Source organism: Paenibacillus donghaensis (assembly GCF_002192415.1).
Classification (GTDB): Bacteria; Bacillota; Bacilli; order Paenibacillales; family Paenibacillaceae; genus Paenibacillus_AQ; species Paenibacillus_AQ donghaensis.
Window position 1 is genome coordinate 2,568,196 of record NZ_CP021780.1, and the last position, 16,991, is coordinate 2,585,186.

The window sequence follows — 16,991 nt, forward strand, 5'->3', positions numbered from 1 at the left end:
AGGCGGTCAGGCCTGTTATAATAATTACTGCCGGAATATTGCAGTATACACTTGGAGGTTGTACAGATGATGGACGAACATATGAAACGCCGGTTGGACAAGCAGAGAAAGCTGTTCAGCCAGCTCGGTATTACGCTTGACGCACTATCGATACACGAGAAAGAATTTAATACGAAGCTTCGCGGCTACGATGCGGAAGAAGTAGACACTTTTCTGGACAGCGTAATTAAAGATTATGAACGTTTCTATGCAACGATCGCCGATCTGATGGACAAATGGCAGGAGCAGCAGATCGAGCTGCGTGACCTGAAGAATGAGCCTAAGATTTCGCCGCCTGCAGCGGTGGTAAGAGGTGTGAATCCGCTTGAGCTGGAAGAGATTATAGTGAATCTGGAAAGTACGGTGCGCCAATTGAAGGATAAGCTGCCCCAGAGCGAAGGATATCTTTAATTAAATCTTAAAAAAGAATTTATAAGGATGTACGATGGAGGTTAGTCTGTTGTTCGACAATGAATCCAGGAGCCTGAAGATTCGCGGCAAGATCGCTCTGGGATACCTTATGATTCTGGTCATGCTTGGCCTGTTCCTGGTCATTGTATCGAGCAGAATTAAGGATCTGGAGCAGGAGACCGTCTTCTTGAGTGACCATGATATGCAGGTTCATGAGCTTACATATCTGATTGAGAAAAATGTGCTGGATATGGAAACCGGACAGCGGGGATATGCCTTAACAGGGGATACGGAGTATCTGGACCCTTACAATAACGGACTGGTGGAATGGCGGATTAATTATGCCAAGCTGCGTAAGCTGATCTCTGATAATCCGGCCCAGATTGAGAATTTATCCAATATCAAAACAAACATTGAGAAATGGGTGACAATTGCCGGTCAAAATGTCATTGAGCTGAAACGGGCCGGCGATGATGAAGCCGTCAATGCGTATTTCAAAGATGATGCAGGCAAGGCCGTGATAGATCTGATCCGCAATCAGTCCGATTATTTCCGTGACAATGAACGCAAGCTGACTTCAGAGCGGATCACAGAGCTGAAGTCAGGTAACGACAAGCTCCTGATTACAATGTACGTGCTCTGGAGTCTGGTTGCACTGCTGGCGACGATTATTACCTATGTGATTTCAGGCAGTATAGTAAATCCGCTGCGCAGTGTTATTCAAGCGATCCATGAGATTGCCAGCGGAGGGAGTCGGTCTGAGCGAATCGTGGTCCGTACCCATGATGAGATTTACGATCTGGGAAGTGCGACCAACAGTTTGCTGGATACGGTTCAACAGGAGCAATGGGGCAGCGAGCGGTTGAGCCATATGTCCTCGCTATTGCAGGAGGTCACCAATCTTCCGCAGCTCTGCCGAACCTTTATGAACAAAATAGCGGAAACCTTCGAGATGCAGTATGGCGTGATCTATGTACTGAACGACCTGAAGAAATATGAACGCTGTTATTCATATGCAGGCACCAGAAATGAGGAAGTCGCAATGGGTGTGAATCAGTTTGCACCCGGTGAAGGCCTGATTGGGGAATGTGCAAGGGATCAGCGGGTACGTGTTCTAACCGAGCTGCCACAGGATTATATCAGTATCAATACCGGGCTGGCACGTGTTGCCCCACGTTATGCGATCATTGCCCCTGTGGTATTCGAGAACAGGACGCTGGCCGTTCTTGAGCTGGCCTCCTTAAATGCCTGGCCCGCTTATCGTTTGGAATTGCTGTCCGAGCTGCTGAACATGACAGGGGTAACGATGAATTCGGTGATGACCCGGGTGGAGATTCAGAAGCTGTACAGCAAGTCACAGGAGAAGAATAAAGAACTGGAGATTCAGTCTGAGGAATTGCAGGTGCAGTCTGAAGAATTGCAGGTTCAGGCCGAAGAGCTGCAAAGCTATTCCCAGGAACTTCTTATTCTGAACAAGGAACTGAAGAATCAGAAGGCGGTAGCAGAGAATGCAGCGGAAGAGCTGGAGAAATACAATGAGCAGCTGCAACTGAGCTCAAGGTACAAATCGGAGTTTCTGGCCAATATGTCCCATGAGCTGCGTACTCCGCTGAACAGCATGCTGATCCTGTCACAACTGCTAAACGAGAATCGAAATGGAACCCTGACCGACGAGGAGCAGACCTATACTTCCGTGATTTATTCTTCAGGAACAGACCTGCTTAATCTGATCAATGATATTCTTGATCTGTCGAAGGTGGAAGCCGGGAAGATACTGGTGGAGGTCGACGCCGTCAATCTTACTGAATTGCCTGCTCTGCTGCGTGGTTATTTCGACAAGACCGCAGAGCAGGAGAACCTTACCTTTACGATTGAAATAAGTGCAGAGGTGCCGGAACTGTTCTATACAGATGAGATGCGCTTGCATCAGATCCTGCGCAATCTGTTATCCAATGCCTTCAAGTTCACAGAACAAGGCAGTGTCCAGCTAACTTTGACGAGATTGGAAGCGGTTCAGCTCAATGCTTATACTTCAGCTGAACCTGTTCTTGCCTTTGCGGTTAAGGACAGCGGTGTTGGAGTCTCTGTGAAGAACCAGGAGCTGATCTTTGAAGCCTTCCGTCAAGCCGACGGCTCTACAACTCGCAAGTACGGCGGTACCGGGTTAGGTCTATCTATATCGCTCCAGCTGGCCCAATTGCTTGGAGGCCATGTTGAACTCGACAGCATCGCAGGCTCCGGCAGTACCTTCACTTTGTATCTTCCTTGCCGGGAGCAAGAGCCGGAAGAAGAGCCGGAAGCGGCGGAGACGGAGGCTCTCTTGGCAGAGCCGGTGCAAGAAGAGAGTATTCCTGCCCAACCAGCAGTTGGCGGCAGCAGGCAGACAGATATGGAGTTTCAACAGCTGCAAGGCAAAACGGTGCTGATCGTTGATGATGATGAACGTAACATTTATGCGCTTCAGCGGGGACTTGCCCCTTATGAGATGAATATTCTAAGCGCGCATAGCGGCTACGAATGCTTGCAGATCATCAGAGAGCAGCCGGACGTGGACATTGTTTTGCTGGACATCATGATGCCCAATCTGGATGGGTATGATACCTTGTCCATCATCCGTGATGAGCTTGGACTTCCGAAGCTGCCGATCATTGCAATTTCTGCCAAGACCATGAAGGAAGAACGGGAGAAATGCCTGAATGCAGGTGCCAATGATTTCATGAGCAAGCCGGTCGATATTAAAGATGTGGTATCCCGGATGTACCTCTGGCTGGCGGTTAACCCTTCCTTAACGGACTTTTAGCGTGTCCGCTTGACATTTCAAAAAACACCATTGACGATATAACTCTTATCCTTTATGATAAGTTCATAAATGATCATTTATAGTTCAGTGGCGTGTTACCGTTATGGGCATGAGCCAAGAACTGTCTCCTAGAGAGATGGTTCTTGGCTTTTTTTGTTGCCTGCAGGTCGATGCCACAGAGAGAGGGGGAGAGTTCTTGTCACGGGGAAGCGGGCAATATCAGGTACAACGGGTTATTGGAAGCAACGTTGTTATGGTTCAAGGAGACCGGAATGGCAAGGAATATGTGATTATCGGCAAAGGCATCGGTTTCGCGGTGAAGGGCACTGGCATCATTGAAGTGGACGACCCGCGGATTGAGAAGATCAATAAGTTAATCTAACCCAAATCTTAACAAGTGGAAACGGCTTCGCCGTCCTTTTAAAAGGTCGGCGACGTTTCAGCGAGAAATAGAAGGATAATTTATGGCGTGAAACATATAAATTCTTATATTTTAAGATAGGCAGCCCTTTTAAAGGGCTGCTTTTTTGCGTATTCTTACATTACTATGATACAAAAAACGGGCAGCGTCCGTCTTACTTATAGCTGCAGCTGATAAGGAGGATTTACACAATGGAATTTCCAGAAGAAGACCACTTTCGTTCCGTATTTTATGAACATTATCCTATAGTGAAACGCAAGCTCACCGCACTGGTCCGTGATGAAACGGCAGCCGATGATCTCGCGCAGGAGGTATTCCTGAGGTTGTACCGTAATCCGCCGGATGAGCCGGGTGCGCTGGGGGGCTGGCTGCACAGAGTGCTGACCCGGATCGGATATGATTATTTGGAGAAAAAGGGAAGAGAACGCAAGCTGCAAACGAAGCAAGAATTGTTCTACGATACCCAAAACTCCCCGCCAAGCGGGGAAGATGCCCTCTTAAGCAAGCTGGATCAGGAGGATGTCCGCCTATGGCTGAACGAGCTGCCTGAACGGGACCGGAACGCACTGCTGCTCCGGTACTCCGGCTACAGCTATGCGGAGATTGCGGGAGAGCTTGGCGTGAAGCCGCCGATGGTGGGTACCCTGCTGCACCGGGCGACCCAGAAGCTGCGCCATCATGCGGTGCAGACCTTGCCCCGGATGGAATAAGCTGCAAGTCGGACAGATAGCACACGGCAATACTTAAGTTTAGGTTTCCAAAGGAGGATATATCTAATCATGAACAAACCATCGTTGAACTCAGATAAAGATAAAGATAAAGAAAAAGAACAAACCGATCTGGCCTGGTTCAAGCTGCAGGCTGCTCTGGCAGAGGAGCCCGAGAATATAAAATGGGCTGCTTGGGGTCAGAACACACAACGTAGCTCGGCGGCTGAAGGCCAGATTAGCCAAGACAATGCAGCGATAATAATTACTGCAGAACCCGCTCAAGCATCTGTTCAACCAACCGCTGCTACGATATCCATCACCGCAACCGGCGCCCGAAGACGCCGCAAGATGAGCCGGCGCAGCAAATGGGCAACGGCAGCAGCCGGTGTTGCCGTCTTCGCGGCCATTCTGGCTACGCCAGTAGGCAATACCGCAATGGCTGCGATCCTGAACCAGTTCCGTATGCAGGAGGTTACGGTCGTGGACGAAAGTGATCTGCGCAATATTTTTGATCAGGTGAATGGTGGCAAGCCCGGCAATGTCAATGAAATGATGAACAAATTCGGCTCGTTTAGCGACTCTTACGGTCTTATTGGCGGCAAGGTGCTGCCGAGTCAAGTGAAGGAGAAGCTTGGCTACAGTCCGCCGTCAGGAATTGAGCTTCGGGAGGACGTGTCTGCTTATATTAATTTTTCACGTGAGCTTACAATGAGATTCAAAATTGACGAAGTGAATGATATGATGAAACGCCTGGGTGCAACCGAGCTGCTGCCGCAGTCTGTGGATGACAAGCCTATCACCTTGCATATTCCGGAGACAGTGAGTTATGAGCTCTCCACTGACCAAGATCATTGGGCGAGCCTCTCGCAGATGAATACCCCTACGGTTCATGTAGACCCTTCGATTGAAGTGGAAGAAGCGCTGGCCGCAGTGGTTGAATTTCCGCTTCTGCCCGATTATATGAAGACCAGTCTGCAGCAGAGCCGCATCTTGTCGGGTGAAATTCCGATGCCTCTGGTTACAGACGCGGATTCTGAACGGATCTCCGTGAATGGAACGCCGGTTATTCTGCAAGCAAGAGATTACTCAGAAGGTATGATCTATTCCGCTACCTGGTCCAAAGATGGCCAAATCTTTAGCCTCGAAGGCGGAACGGTTTACCCGGATAAAGAGAAGTTTATGGCACAGCTGCAGGAGTTGATTACTTCATGAGCACTCCGGCCATCGAAGCCGTCTCCTTAACCAAGGAATATGACAACGGGCGCGGCTGCCGGAATGTAACCATTACTGTAGGGAAAGGGGAAGCCTTCGGCTTCCTCGGCCCCAATGGTGCCGGCAAAAGTACCTTTGTCAAAATGCTTGTGGGTCTGATTCACCCCACCGCTGGCAGCGCAACATTGTTTGGGCACAAGATCGGAACCCTTGAAGCCAAGGGTCAAATGGGTTATCTGCCAGAGCTGTACCGATATCAGGAATGGCTGACTGGTGAGGAAGTGGTCCGACTGCACGCCCGGCTATGCCGGATAGAACGTTCTGTAGCTGATAAGCGAATACCTGAACTGCTTCAAGAGGTTGGAATCGGCCAACGCGGTAAAGACCGGGTCAAGCATTATTCCAAAGGAATGCAGCAGCGTCTGGGTCTGGCTTGTGCGCTGGTGAATGATCCGGCCATCCTGTTTCTGGACGAACCCTCCTCGGCGATGGACCCGATCGGCCGCAAGGAAGTGCGCAGTTTGCTTGAGAAGCTGAAGGGGCGAGGGATCACGATCTTTCTGAATTCACATCTGCTGGGCGATGTGGAATCGCTGTGTGACCGGATGGCCTTGCTGAACAATGGTGAAATCCTTCGTCATGGCAAGGTAAATGAGATTCTGAACAAGCGAAAGAGCTGGCTTTTTAAAGTCGGTGGCTATTCGCCTGTTCTGCTGTCCTGGCTTAATGAATTTACGGGCTTGTTCCTGAAGCTGGCACAGCCGAACGACATCTCAGGGCAGCATGTGCAGGATGAAAGCATAGTTTGGCTGGAGGCCGAGCTGGAACACGAAGAGCAGGTGGGCTGGATTACCCGTCTGCTTATGGAACAGGGAATGATCCTCTATGAGGTGTCGCGACAGAAAGAACATTTGGAGGAATGGTTCATGAACGAAGTATCCGGACTGAACCACAGGGGTGAAGCAGAATGAGGACTGTATGGGGAATGACCTGGAAAGAGCTGCTGCGTAAACGGGTGATGATGTTGACTCTGCTGATGACTTTAGTGTTTCTGGTCGTTTTTTGGTTTGTGACGTCAACTATTGGAGCAAGCGGGGGACCTAGCAGCAATTTATCAGGTGGAGAAGCACTGATCTATCGATTTACGAACGGCGCCTTTATGCTGACATTGGGGTACTTTTTTGGTGCATTTGTGATTGCTTTTCTTGCAATATTCAGCTCGTTCTCGGCGATAGCCGGTGAGGCAGAGCAGGGGGTGATGCAGGCGATGCTGCCACGACCGATTCCGCGCTGGAAGTGGTATGCCGGACGCTGGCTAGGTTATGTAACCTTGGGTATGGGGTATGCTTTATTCTTATTCGCGGCCATTCTAATCGTTACACAGTTCCACGCTGCAATACCCAGAGACCCAGTAGTTTTGCTGCAGAGCTTCCTGCTCTTCTCTTCCGTGGTTCCGCTATTAATTACCGTGTCCATGCTGGGCTCTACGCTATTCTCGGGATTGGGGAACGGGGTGTTCATGACCATGCTGTATGGAGCAAGCTGGCTGGGCGGTATGGTGGATAAAGTAAGCAGTTCACTCCCGCTAGAGGAGGAAGGCCTGCGTACCTTGAACAATATGACCGGATTCATGTCCCTGCTGATGCCTGTAGATGGTCTTCAGCGGCGTATGCTCTCAGAACTCTTAAGCATTAAAGAGCTGGGTGGGGTAGCCAATTTAAACTTCAGCATGAATATGTTTTTCGACTTTAAGACGGTTCCCAGCAATAGTTTCATCATATATACCGTGTGCTATACAATTGTCGCATTTCTAATCGGTGTTCTGCGGTTCCAGCGTAAAGATCTGTAAGTTTCTCCCAGACAACAGGAGACTGTGACACGAATAGCCCCAATGCCTTCCGCTGCCGGAAGAATTGGGGCTATTCGTGCGGGGTATGGGAGTGTTCAGCGCTGTTCGGCAAGCTCGATCCAATCGGTTGACCAATTACCAATCTCCCCAAGGATGGGGGCAAGCGCGATTCCTTTGGCCGTAAGCGAGTATTCAATCCGTACCGGCATTTCAGGATAAACGGTCCGTTGAATAATACCTTCACTTTCCATCTCCTTCAGACGGTCTGACAGCACCTTGCCACTGAGATTGGACAGGCAGCTCTCGATTTCGCCGAAACGGCGCGGCTGCGGCATCAGCACAAATACGATCAGGGCAACCCAGCGTTTGCTTAGCAGATCGACGGCTTTCTCAAACCGGGGACACATTTCAAAACCTTCCATCGATATCACCTCTACATTCATTATATCATAAACTTACATAAAGTAATCATAATTATTTAAGTATGTTTTATAACTTGACGAACTTATATTACAATGTTAAACTAACTTACAAATAGTTACTTGATAAATGAATCCACAGCTGAACTAAGGATGGTGCACGTAATGATTAAACCTAATATTCTGGCAATCCTACAAAATAAAATTAAAACCATTACCCAAAATGACTCCACCAATATACTTGTCGGACCGATAACTCTCCCTGTGAATCTGGATGGAGAAACGGTGGTCTTCAAATGGTACAGCTGGCTGAAGACCACTGATGAAGAGCTGCTGTTAAATGAACGCGGACAAGCTACAGAAACGCTGATCTCGCGGTTGTCCTCGATGAATCTTGCTGAAGGGCAGCAGTCGAGTGTCCTGGTGTACGGAGACTTTGACAGCTCAGAGGAAGCACTGATTCGGATGCACAGTATCTGCCATACGGGCGATATCTTCGGCAGCAAACGCTGTGACTGCGGCTTCCAGCTGCATCAATCGATGAAGATGATCGTGGATAACGGTTCAGGCGCCTTATTCTATCTGGCTAATCATGAAGGCCGAGGCATTGGACTGTTCAGCAAGGCGATGGCTTATATTCTACAGGAAGAAGGATATGATACTGTGGAAGCCAATCTGGAGCTGGGCTTCGCCGATGATGTCCGCAGCTATGAAGATGCCATTGGTGTGCTGCAGCATTTGCGCCAGAAGCCGGTTACGCTGATTACGAATAATCCGAAGAAGATGGAAGCTCTGAGATCATCAGGCATGAATACGGTCAAAAGAGTGCCGCTATGGGGTGACGTGTCTTCGTTTAATGAGAAATACTTACGCACGAAAGTCGCCCGTTCCGGGCATTTGGAGGCCATCAAGGACACGGGACTGCTGGATCAGACACGGATTGTCTGAGAGTTTTACGAATTTAGGTAGTGATTTTAGCTTTCTTCTATTATAATGGGGTACTGAACCCAACTCTAAAGCTTAGCGAGGTATACTATGAACGCCATTCAAGTGCAGGACTTGAACAAAACCTTCAAAGTCCAAAAAAACCGCGAGGGCCTCAAAGGGGCCTTCGCTGATTTGTTTAAACGGGAATATACGGAAGTCACCGCCGTCAAGGATATTTCCTTCACCATTCCTCAAGGCGAGATCTGCGGGTACATAGGTGAGAATGGGGCGGGTAAATCGACGACAATCAAGATGCTGAGCGGCATTCTTGTGCCTACCTCTGGCAGCCTGTCTGTCGGAGGTTTCGTCCCTTACCTGGAACGCGAGAAGTTCGTCCGCAACATCGGTGTTGTCTTCGGCCAGCGCAGCCAGCTGTGGTGGGACATCGGGGTAATTGAATCGTTCCAGCTGCTGCGCAAGGTATACCGTGTGCCGGAAGCCGATTTCAAGCAGCGGCTGGACGAGCTGGTGGAGCGGCTGGAACTGCAGGATCTGCTGAATCGTCCGGTCCGCAAGCTTAGTCTGGGCCAACGGATGCGCTGCGAGCTGGTGGCGGCTCTCCTGCACAATCCATCGATTGTGTTCCTGGATGAACCTACGATCGGACTGGATATCGTGGTCAAATCGGAAATTCGCCAGTTTCTGAAGGACATGAACCGCGACCATGGCACCACAATCCTGCTGACCACACATGATCTGCAGGATATTGAAGCGCTCTGTTCACGCGTAATTATGCTGGATGACGGCCGGATTATTTATGACGGCGGGCTGGAGGATCTGAAGCAGCGCTGGGGAACCGGACGCGAGGTGCTGTTCCAATTCGGCAACGCCACGAAGCTGTCCCAGCTCGAGCGCTGGACGGAAGGACTGCCTGTCACTTGGTCCGCCGAGAACGACCTGGGAGCCAAGGTATGGATTCCTCTGGAGCTGAATGTATCAGATGTACTGGGCCGTGTTGTAGGCCAGGCAGACATTACCGATATCAAAATCATCGAGACCAACACCGACGATATCGTCCGTAGCATTTATCAATCCGGCTCTGCGGAGAAACCGAACGAAATGGCAGCTGCGCTTAAGGGTGAGAAAGAGGCCCTGCATGTCTAATAAGCTTAAACCCGCCGTATCTACTTCCGCGGGAGGCTCTTCGGTAGATCGCTCAGAGCGTAATGGACGCCGACTGCTGCTGGGCGCTTATCTGGATTTCATCCGCATCCGTTTCCTGACGATGCTGGCTTACCGTGTTAACTATTATTCAGGCATCCTGATTTATTCACTGAACATCGGCGTGAATTATTTCACCTGGATGGCCATTTACGGCACCGGCCAATCCTTGGGCGGTTTCACGGCTTCGCAGATGACCTCTTATGTTGCTGTATCCTGGATGGCCCGGGCCTTTTATTTCAACAATTTGGACAGGGAAATCTCAACGGATATCCGCGATGGCAGCATTGCGATTCAGTTCATCCGGCCGTATAACTATGTCCTGGTCAAGATGATGCAGGGACTCGGCGAAGGGATGTTCCGCTTCATGCTGTTTATGATTCCCGGGATGGGTATCGCCATGCTGCTGTTTCCCGTGGAGCTGCCGACTGAACTCTCGTCCTGGGCCGGCTTCCTGGTGATGCTCTTCTTCAGCTTCCTGATCAATTCGCAGATTAATGTGATTACCGGACTGTCCGCCTTTTTCGTGGAAAATAATGAAGGCATGATGCGCATGAAGCGGGTGGTGGTCGACCTGTTCTCCGGACTGATCGTGCCAATAAGCCTGTTTCCGGGCTGGCTCTCCTCCGTACTTGAGGTGCTGCCGTTTCAGGCGATCACCTACCTTCCGGGCTCCGTATTCACGGGTCGTGTCCAAGGCGTCGGCATTTGGAATGTGCTTGGCATCCAGGTTTTTTGGTTTCTGGTCCTGCTGATTCCGATGGTCTGGTTAAATCATGCGGCGCGCCGGCGGCTGTTCGTGCAGGGAGGGTGAGGCAGAGATGTATTATCTGGGATTAATTGTCGAATATCTAAAAAATTATATGAAAACCCGGCTGACCTACCGTGCGGATTTTTGGGTCGAGGTCGTGTCTGATCTGCTGTTCCAGGCAACCAACTTTATTTTTATTCTGGTTATTTTTATGCACACAGACAGCCTTGGCGGCTGGAGCCAAAATGAGGTGGTTTTTGTCTATGGCTTCTTTATGGTCCCTTTTGGGGTCTTCAGCTGTTTCGTGAACTTGTGGGGCTTCAGCGAGCGTTATATTGTCAAAGGCGAGATGGACCGCGTGCTGACGCGTCCAGCCCATAATTTGTTCCAAATCCTGCTGGAGAATATCGATCCGCCGTCTCTGTTCGGTTCATTGATTGGACTGATTATCATGGCGATCAGCGGCGCTAATCTGGGACTTCCGTTTGAATGGTGGACGATTCCCGCACTGATTCTGCTTACCCTGGGAGCGACAGCCATCTACACCGGAATCTATACTACGCTCACTTCACTGTCGTTCTACTCCGATGCGCCAACGGGCATTCTTCCACTGATGTACAACATCCAGACCTATGGCCGTTATCCGGTAACGATCTACAACCGGGCGATTCAGGTGCTGCTGACGTGGGTGATTCCGTTCGCCTTTGTCGGCATCTATCCGGCGGCGTTGTTCCTGCAGCGCGAGGAGATGCGGGGCATGGCGCTGCTGACACCCGTGGTGGGTGCTGTATTTATGGGGATTGGCCTGTTGGCCTGGAATTACGGGGTCAGACGTTATAAGGGTGCAGGTTCATAACTCTCATCATTAATCAAGCAGGAGGGCTTTATGAGATCCTATATTATCGGCATCGATTTAGGCGGGACCAATATTAAGGCAGGAGTCTATGACCAGGAGTTTACGCGAATCAAGGAGCTCAGCATACCTACAGAGGCTGCGGCAGGTCCGACCCATGTGCTGGATCGTATCCGGCTTGCGGCCCGGCTGGTGCTGGAATCTGCTGCTATTCCCCTGGACCGGGTGCAGGCGATGGGCCTAGGCATTCCCGGTCTGCTGGACCCGGTAGCCGGAGTCTCGCAGTTCTCGCCGAACTTCCCGGATTGGGAAGACATTCATGTGATTGCAGAGTTATCCCCGAATTATGATTTCCCCATCTATATGGACAACGATGTCAGGGTCAATCTGTACGGCGAATGGCAGCATGGGGCGGGTAGAGGCTACAGTAATCTGGTGCTGCTGACACTGGGTACAGGTCTAGGCTCAGGGATCGTAAATGATGGAAAGGTCGTCTACGGAACCACCTACAGCGCCGGAGAAATCGGACACATGAATATGTACCGTGAAGGACGTCCCTGCAGGTGCGGCAGCTCCGGCTGCCTGGGCAGATATGTGTCGGCGCTGGGCATGGTTAATACCTTCAAGGAAAAGCTGGCTGAAGGCAAAACGAGCCTCATACAGGAGTGGACGCAGGGACAGGAAGAGCGCATTACTGCGCTGATGATCTCGGAGGCCTATGATGAGGCGGACCCGCTGGCCGTGGAGGTGATGCATGAGACCGGTACGGTGCTTGGCTTCGGGCTGGCGAATGTAATCAATCTGTTGAATCCGGAATTAATTATCATTGGCGGAGGGATGGCGGCAGCGGGCGACCGGCTGCTGAACACCGTCAGAGAGACGGTGAAGGCGCATGCCTTGAAGCTATCCGGCAGCAGGTGCCGGATTGTTCAGGCCGAACTGGGCAGCGGCTCAGGCACATTGGGCGCCGCGGTATATGCGGCGCAGCAGCTCAATTCATAGCCTTAACAGTATAAGCCCCTTCATCCGCACAGGTTTTGTTCTGCGGCTGAAGGGGCTTTCGGCGTTAATTGGCTCATAGGCCAAGCACCCGGATAGTCAGAGACGCATAGACTGGGAGGATTAGGGGGAATGTAATATGTGGTTTTCGGCAATGCAACTGGTTGGAGGGATTATTCTGTCCGTAGGATGGATTCCACAGATTATGCAGATTCTCAGAACCAGATCCGTAGCTGATTTAAGCTTGAAATCCTATTTGCTGATGCTGCTGGGGATCGGTCTGATGGAGGTTTATGCGATCCATCTTTCGCTGAGCGGGGTTGGCCTTGCTTTTCTGATCACCAACAGCCTGTCGCTCAGTGTGGTATCCGTGGTGGTGGTGCTGATGCTGCGGTTTCGATCAAGGTGAGGGCAGTTGGTTCAGCACGCTTTTGCTGCCTGAATATCGGACAGGCTGAGGCAGATGGTGTGATATTCCAGCTGGCGCATGATATGATAGTACGATAACGCATGTCGGGAGGGAACCCTATGACAAGAGAAATTCAGCATGTCCCCTATGGATATGAGCCGCCGCCGGAGCAGCGCAAAGGGACGCTGGTATTCTACGATTCCTTTGAGAAGATCAGCGACTATGAGCTGATGGCTGCTGCCAAGGAGGCCACGGACCGCCAATTCACCAAGCTGGTGCTGTATCCGCTGCATGAGCAGACCGTCAGAAGGATGAGCAAGGAACCGGTTCAGCCTTATCATAAACGGGAGGACCGGCTGCATGAATGGAAAAGAGAGCAAGGGCGTTCGTTTATCACCGTTGAAGCCCTGGAAGGCAAACGCAAGAAATATACACCGCTGGACTCTGCTCTTCGTCATATTGCGGAGGTGTATCCCTCTCCGTTGTTTCTCTATTTGACACCGGAGATGGCGAATCAGTTCGCGTCCTTCTCCTCCTTCGAGGAGTGGATCGTTAAGCTGCGGCTGATCCTCTCGGAGAGTCCGTCCGCTGCTCATCCGCGGCTGCTGAAATACCGCCACCGCTGGAATGTTGCCGGTGAAGAGCGGAAGGGGGAAGCCTGATAAGCTGAACTAGACTTGTGCCGGATCACAGGTGGAACAGTCCAACTCCTCGGGGTTGGGCTGTTGCTTATGGATTGCTGCGCTGCTGCTGTCTGTATTTGTACATTCTCCATTGAAAATGAATGTAGCAGCCGATGCAGAAGCCAAGAATAGCAACTGTAGCCGCTATGGCAACCATCGCGGTGAACAGATAGGCAGCCAGCGTCCAGCCGGCGATAGAGCTGATAAGACCAGCAGCCAGACAGAACACGGCAATGCTCTGGTTAAACTGCTGCTGATCCCAATCCTCCAGCAGATAAGCTGATCGTTCCCGTCTCAGGAAATGGGAAGCCAGCTTAATCACTGGATTATACCCAAAGAGTAGTCCGAGCAGGCCGCTTACCAGCGGCAGGGCCAGAATCCAGAATTGGCCTGTCAGCCAGGAGAGCAGCACCGAAAGTACAATAACGGCCTGGTTCGTCTTGACCAGCGGACGGGGAATACCTCTGGAAATCGAAGGTTCGCTCATTTATAACACACCTTTCATATGGGAATAATCAAAGTATAACTCAGGATATTCGATTAGAACAGGAGTATAGCAAAAAGTCTAAAATTAGGTTACTACTTAGAGCCCCCTTGTGTTCCTTGTGTTACTCGTCCGAGCCAGTCATACCACATCGTGCGACAAGGAGGCTAAGCATAACAAAGGAAGGCTGTCGCCGGTAACCAGCGATTAACTTTCAGACTATTAACGGACTCAGGAGCCCCTATTTGCTGTAAAAAGGCTTGTTTTGCAGCTCTAACGGACTCAGGAGCCCCTATTCAAGCCAAAACCCACTAGGTAAGGCCTGTTTTTCCGATATAGAGGCTATGCGGTCCGTTACATTCCAAACCAGCGCAGAAATGAGGAAACAGGAGCTATACGGTCCGTTAGGACGTAGGTTACCTGAAGTTAGGATGGGGGAGGGTTTGGATTACGGTAGTGCGATCCCTAACCTTCGCAAGTAAACCTTCTATATCCTCGCAGGGTTCTAAGAAGTTTAAAAATAGAAATAAATAATCGTTGACTTATAGCTTAAATATATGATTATATTATGTAGACCAATTGTTATAATGGATGGCTGTAAAGGAAGTGTCTTGCTTGTCAAACAAGCCGAATACACGCGAAGCGATTGTGGATACCGCTTCGAAACTGTTTTTTACCCAAGGCTATCATGCAACTGGGTTGAATCAGATTATCAAGGACAGTGATTCGCCCAAAGGCTCTCTGTATTATTATTTCCCGCATGGCAAAGAGGAACTGGCCTTGACCTGCATTAACCGCACCAGCGAGATGGTGGCCGGTCAGCTCCGTTATTTCGTGGAGAACCGGGCAACAGGTTCGGAGGCGATGTCCGATTTCATTCTGGGTATGGCGGAGGAGGCAGCGGATTCCGACTTCGTTGGATTAGTTCCGTTCAGCTTCTGGCTGGCGGTCGAAACGTCCTGCATCAGCCAGGAGCTGCGGCAGGCCTCCCAATCGGTGTTCAAGGACTGGCAAGAGGTTATTGCCGAATGTCTGGTGAAGGAAGGAGAGAATGTACAAGACGCATACGATAAAGCTTCGGTGATCCTCTCGTTGTTCGAAGGAGCACTGCTTCAAGCGCTGACTTACCGGGATGTGCAGCCGCTGCTGGCGGCAGCAAAGAGCATCCCTGCAATACTTGGTTAAGACAAATAGAGATAAAGACAAAACATTTATTTCAGGAGGATACAAGAGAGTGGAAGCTACTATGCAAGGATCTTCATCAACACAAGGCAATAATTTCAAGGTTATCCCCATTCTGGTATCATTGCTGCTGGCCGGATTCATCGGCATGTTCAGTGAAACGGCGCTTAATGTCGCTCTTACAGACCTGATGATGGTGCTGAACATTGAACCTCATACCGCTCAATGGCTGACAACGGCTTATCTGCTTACCCTGGGCATTCTGGTGCCGATTTCTGGATTGCTGCTGCAATGGTTCTCTACAAGACAGCTGTTTATGGCTGCTCTTACGTTATCTATTATTGGCACTTTCCTGGCTGCTATTTCCCCAAGTTTCGAGTTCCTGCTTACAGCCCGTGTAGTTCAGGCGATGGGAACGGCGCTGCTGCTCCCGCTGATGTTCAACACGATTCTGGTTATTATTCCGCCTGAGAAACGAGGCGCAGCGATGGGCCTGATCGGCCTGGTGATCATGGTTGCTCCCGCAGTAGGGCCAACGATTGCCGGTCTCCTGATCGAAAGCCTCAGCTGGCACTGGATCTTCTGGCTGTCGCTGCCTTTCCTGGTGATTGCTCTGATCAGCGGATTCTTCTTCATGCAGAATGTCACCAAGGTTACCAAACCGCCGATTGATCTGCTGTCGATTCTGTTATCCTCCGTTGGTTTTGGCGGTATTGTCTTCGGGTTCAGCAGCGCGGGAGAATCCGCCGGCTGGAGCAGTGAGAAGGTAATCTACTCCATTGCTGCAGGGCTGATCGCCCTGGCACTGTTTGTCTTCCGCCAGATCTATATGAAGCAGCCGATGATTAACATGCGTGCTTTCAAATATCCAATGTTCGTGGTTGGGGTGGTTATGGTCTTCATCGCCATGATGATCATCCTGTCGTCGATGCTGATTCTGCCAATGTACCTTCAGCGTGGTCAAGGCTACTCCGCCTTTAAGGCAGGCCTGCTCTTGCTGCCGGGGGGATCATCAACGGCTTGATGTCGCCAATTATGGGCCGTCTGTTTGATAAATACGGACCGAAATGGCTGGTAATTCCCGGCCTGATCATTATCGCTGTATCGCTGTGGTTCTTCTCCGGGATTACGGCAACCTCTACTGTCGTATTCGTAATCGTACTGCACAGTGCGCTGATGATCGGGGTATCGATGATCTTCATGCCTGCCCAGACCAACGGGATCAACCAGCTGCCGATGGAGCTGTACCCGGATGGAACGGCTATTATGAACACTTTGCAGCAGGTTGCCGGTGCAATCGGTACGGCACTTGCGGTCAGCATCATGACGGCTGGAACGAACAGTTATCTGAGAGGGGTTGAGAACCCTGCCGATCCGGCCAACGTGCTGCCTGCATTCACCAATGGGGTGCAGAACGCCTTTATCTTCGGAATGATTGTTTCGGTTGTAGGTCTGGTCGTGGCTTTCTTCTTGAAACGGGTTATTGTGCAGCACAAAGCGCAAACCTCGATGCACTAAGGAACAGATTCTTATATAGAGTTTACAGGAGAACACATCTGCTATGAGGGTGTGTTCTTTTCTATATATAAATTGTTCCTGGAAATGTCAATATTACGGATAG

At 50.5% G+C, this 16,991-nt stretch carries 17 protein-coding genes and 1 pseudogene; 16 read left to right on the top strand and 2 right to left on the bottom strand.

What is annotated here, in order from left to right:
• The first annotated feature begins 69 nt into the window (after positions 1-69).
• The 7 genes from B9T62_RS11215 to B9T62_RS11245 all read left to right on the top strand — a co-directional run bounded on the left by B9T62_RS11215 (position 70) and on the right by B9T62_RS11245 (position 7,442).
• Entirely contained in the window at positions 70-450 is a 381-nt protein-coding gene (locus B9T62_RS11215; protein WP_087920227.1) for a DivIVA domain-containing protein, read from the top strand.
• A gap of 34 nt (positions 451-484) precedes the next feature.
• Positions 485-3,250 carry a CHASE3 domain-containing protein gene (locus B9T62_RS11220; RefSeq protein WP_087915337.1) on the top strand — a complete coding sequence of 922 codons (2,766 nt, stop codon included), beginning with the start codon at positions 485-487 and terminating at the stop codon, positions 3,248-3,250.
• Between the two features lie 196 nt (positions 3,251-3,446).
• Positions 3,447-3,632, top strand: coding sequence for a CAT RNA binding domain-containing protein (locus B9T62_RS11225; protein ID WP_157685570.1), 186 nt, complete (start codon positions 3,447-3,449; stop codon positions 3,630-3,632).
• A 230-nt stretch (positions 3,633-3,862) separates the two neighbouring features.
• Positions 3,863-4,381, top strand: coding sequence for a sigma-70 family RNA polymerase sigma factor (locus tag B9T62_RS11230; protein WP_087915339.1), 519 nt, complete (start codon positions 3,863-3,865; stop codon positions 4,379-4,381).
• 69 nt (positions 4,382-4,450) lie between these two features.
• Positions 4,451-5,593, top strand: coding sequence for a hypothetical protein (locus tag B9T62_RS11235; RefSeq protein WP_087915340.1), 1,143 nt, complete (start codon positions 4,451-4,453; stop codon positions 5,591-5,593).
• Positions 5,590-6,564, top strand: coding sequence for an ABC transporter ATP-binding protein (locus B9T62_RS11240; protein ID WP_087915341.1), 975 nt, complete (start codon positions 5,590-5,592; stop codon positions 6,562-6,564). Before B9T62_RS11235 ends, B9T62_RS11240 begins: the two co-directional genes overlap by 4 nt.
• Positions 6,561-7,442: an ABC transporter permease gene (locus B9T62_RS11245; protein WP_087915342.1), complete on the top strand. Its 882-nt coding sequence runs from the start codon at positions 6,561-6,563 to the stop codon at positions 7,440-7,442. Before B9T62_RS11240 ends, B9T62_RS11245 begins: the two co-directional genes overlap by 4 nt.
• A gap of 95 nt (positions 7,443-7,537) precedes the next feature.
• On the opposite strand, the gene B9T62_RS11250 is transcribed toward B9T62_RS11245, so the two are convergent.
• Positions 7,538-7,864, bottom strand: coding sequence for a winged helix-turn-helix transcriptional regulator (locus tag B9T62_RS11250; RefSeq protein WP_087915343.1), 327 nt, complete (start codon positions 7,862-7,864; stop codon positions 7,538-7,540).
• 162 nt (positions 7,865-8,026) lie between these two features.
• Here B9T62_RS11250 and B9T62_RS11255 point away from each other — a divergent pair, with 162 nt between their 5' ends.
• From B9T62_RS11255 to B9T62_RS11285, 7 genes are all read left to right on the top strand, one after another.
• Positions 8,027-8,809 (top strand): GTP cyclohydrolase II, encoded by a 783-nt coding sequence (locus B9T62_RS11255; protein WP_087915344.1) that lies wholly within the window; start codon positions 8,027-8,029, stop codon positions 8,807-8,809.
• Between the two features lie 87 nt (positions 8,810-8,896).
• Positions 8,897-9,952 (top strand): ABC transporter ATP-binding protein, encoded by a 1,056-nt coding sequence (locus tag B9T62_RS11260; RefSeq protein WP_087915345.1) that lies wholly within the window; start codon positions 8,897-8,899, stop codon positions 9,950-9,952.
• A gap of 76 nt (positions 9,953-10,028) precedes the next feature.
• Positions 10,029-10,823, top strand: a complete 795-nt coding sequence (locus B9T62_RS11265) for an ABC transporter permease (RefSeq protein ID WP_087920228.1) — start codon at positions 10,029-10,031, stop codon at positions 10,821-10,823.
• A gap of 7 nt (positions 10,824-10,830) precedes the next feature.
• Positions 10,831-11,616 (top strand): ABC transporter permease, encoded by a 786-nt coding sequence (locus tag B9T62_RS11270; protein ID WP_087915346.1) that lies wholly within the window; start codon positions 10,831-10,833, stop codon positions 11,614-11,616.
• A gap of 30 nt (positions 11,617-11,646) precedes the next feature.
• A complete protein-coding gene (locus tag B9T62_RS11275; protein WP_087915347.1) occupies positions 11,647-12,615 on the top strand; it encodes an ROK family protein in 969 nt (322 codons plus the stop codon).
• A 136-nt stretch (positions 12,616-12,751) separates the two neighbouring features.
• Entirely contained in the window at positions 12,752-13,021 is a 270-nt protein-coding gene (locus B9T62_RS11280; RefSeq protein WP_087915348.1) for a PQ-loop domain-containing transporter, read from the top strand.
• A gap of 119 nt (positions 13,022-13,140) precedes the next feature.
• Positions 13,141-13,683: a hypothetical protein gene (locus tag B9T62_RS11285; RefSeq protein WP_087915349.1), complete on the top strand. Its 543-nt coding sequence runs from the start codon at positions 13,141-13,143 to the stop codon at positions 13,681-13,683.
• A gap of 67 nt (positions 13,684-13,750) precedes the next feature.
• Here B9T62_RS11285 and B9T62_RS11290 read toward each other — a convergent pair whose 3' ends face one another.
• Positions 13,751-14,191 carry a DUF4395 domain-containing protein gene (locus B9T62_RS11290; RefSeq protein WP_087915350.1) on the bottom strand — a complete coding sequence of 147 codons (441 nt, stop codon included), beginning with the start codon at positions 14,189-14,191 and terminating at the stop codon, positions 13,751-13,753.
• 603 nt (positions 14,192-14,794) lie between these two features.
• Between B9T62_RS11290 and B9T62_RS11295 the strand changes: the two genes are divergently transcribed.
• Both B9T62_RS11295 and B9T62_RS11300 read left to right on the top strand, forming a co-directional pair.
• Positions 14,795-15,373, top strand: a complete 579-nt coding sequence (locus B9T62_RS11295; RefSeq protein ID WP_342746166.1) for a TetR/AcrR family transcriptional regulator — start codon at positions 14,795-14,797, stop codon at positions 15,371-15,373.
• A 61-nt stretch (positions 15,374-15,434) separates the two neighbouring features.
• A pseudogene (locus tag B9T62_RS11300) lies at positions 15,435-16,888 on the top strand (DHA2 family efflux MFS transporter permease subunit).
• Positions 16,889-16,991: the final 103 nt, after the last annotated feature.

Excerpts from the sequence above, each read along its gene's own strand:
- B9T62_RS11260 (WP_087915345.1), top strand. The coding sequence starts at position 8,897 with ATGAACGCCATTCAAGTGCAGGACTTGAACAAAACCTTCAAAGTCCAA.
- B9T62_RS11275 (WP_087915347.1), top strand. The coding sequence starts at position 11,647 with ATGAGATCCTATATTATCGGCATCGATTTAGGCGGGACCAATATTAAG.
- B9T62_RS11285 (WP_087915349.1), top strand. The coding sequence starts at position 13,141 with ATGACAAGAGAAATTCAGCATGTCCCCTATGGATATGAGCCGCCGCCG.
- B9T62_RS11220 (WP_087915337.1), top strand. The coding sequence starts at position 485 with ATGGAGGTTAGTCTGTTGTTCGACAATGAATCCAGGAGCCTGAAGATT.
- B9T62_RS11230 (WP_087915339.1), top strand. The coding sequence starts at position 3,863 with ATGGAATTTCCAGAAGAAGACCACTTTCGTTCCGTATTTTATGAACAT.
- B9T62_RS11270 (WP_087915346.1), top strand. The coding sequence starts at position 10,831 with ATGTATTATCTGGGATTAATTGTCGAATATCTAAAAAATTATATGAAA.
- B9T62_RS11280 (WP_087915348.1), top strand. The coding sequence starts at position 12,752 with ATGTGGTTTTCGGCAATGCAACTGGTTGGAGGGATTATTCTGTCCGTA.
- B9T62_RS11290 (WP_087915350.1), bottom strand. The coding sequence starts at position 14,191 with ATGAGCGAACCTTCGATTTCCAGAGGTATTCCCCGTCCGCTGGTCAAG.
- B9T62_RS11235 (WP_087915340.1), top strand. The coding sequence starts at position 4,451 with ATGAACAAACCATCGTTGAACTCAGATAAAGATAAAGATAAAGAAAAA.
- B9T62_RS11215 (WP_087920227.1), top strand. The coding sequence starts at position 70 with ATGGACGAACATATGAAACGCCGGTTGGACAAGCAGAGAAAGCTGTTC.
- B9T62_RS11245 (WP_087915342.1), top strand. The coding sequence starts at position 6,561 with ATGAGGACTGTATGGGGAATGACCTGGAAAGAGCTGCTGCGTAAACGG.
- B9T62_RS11255 (WP_087915344.1), top strand. The coding sequence starts at position 8,027 with ATGATTAAACCTAATATTCTGGCAATCCTACAAAATAAAATTAAAACC.
- B9T62_RS11250 (WP_087915343.1), bottom strand. The coding sequence starts at position 7,864 with ATGGAAGGTTTTGAAATGTGTCCCCGGTTTGAGAAAGCCGTCGATCTG.
- B9T62_RS11240 (WP_087915341.1), top strand. The coding sequence starts at position 5,590 with ATGAGCACTCCGGCCATCGAAGCCGTCTCCTTAACCAAGGAATATGAC.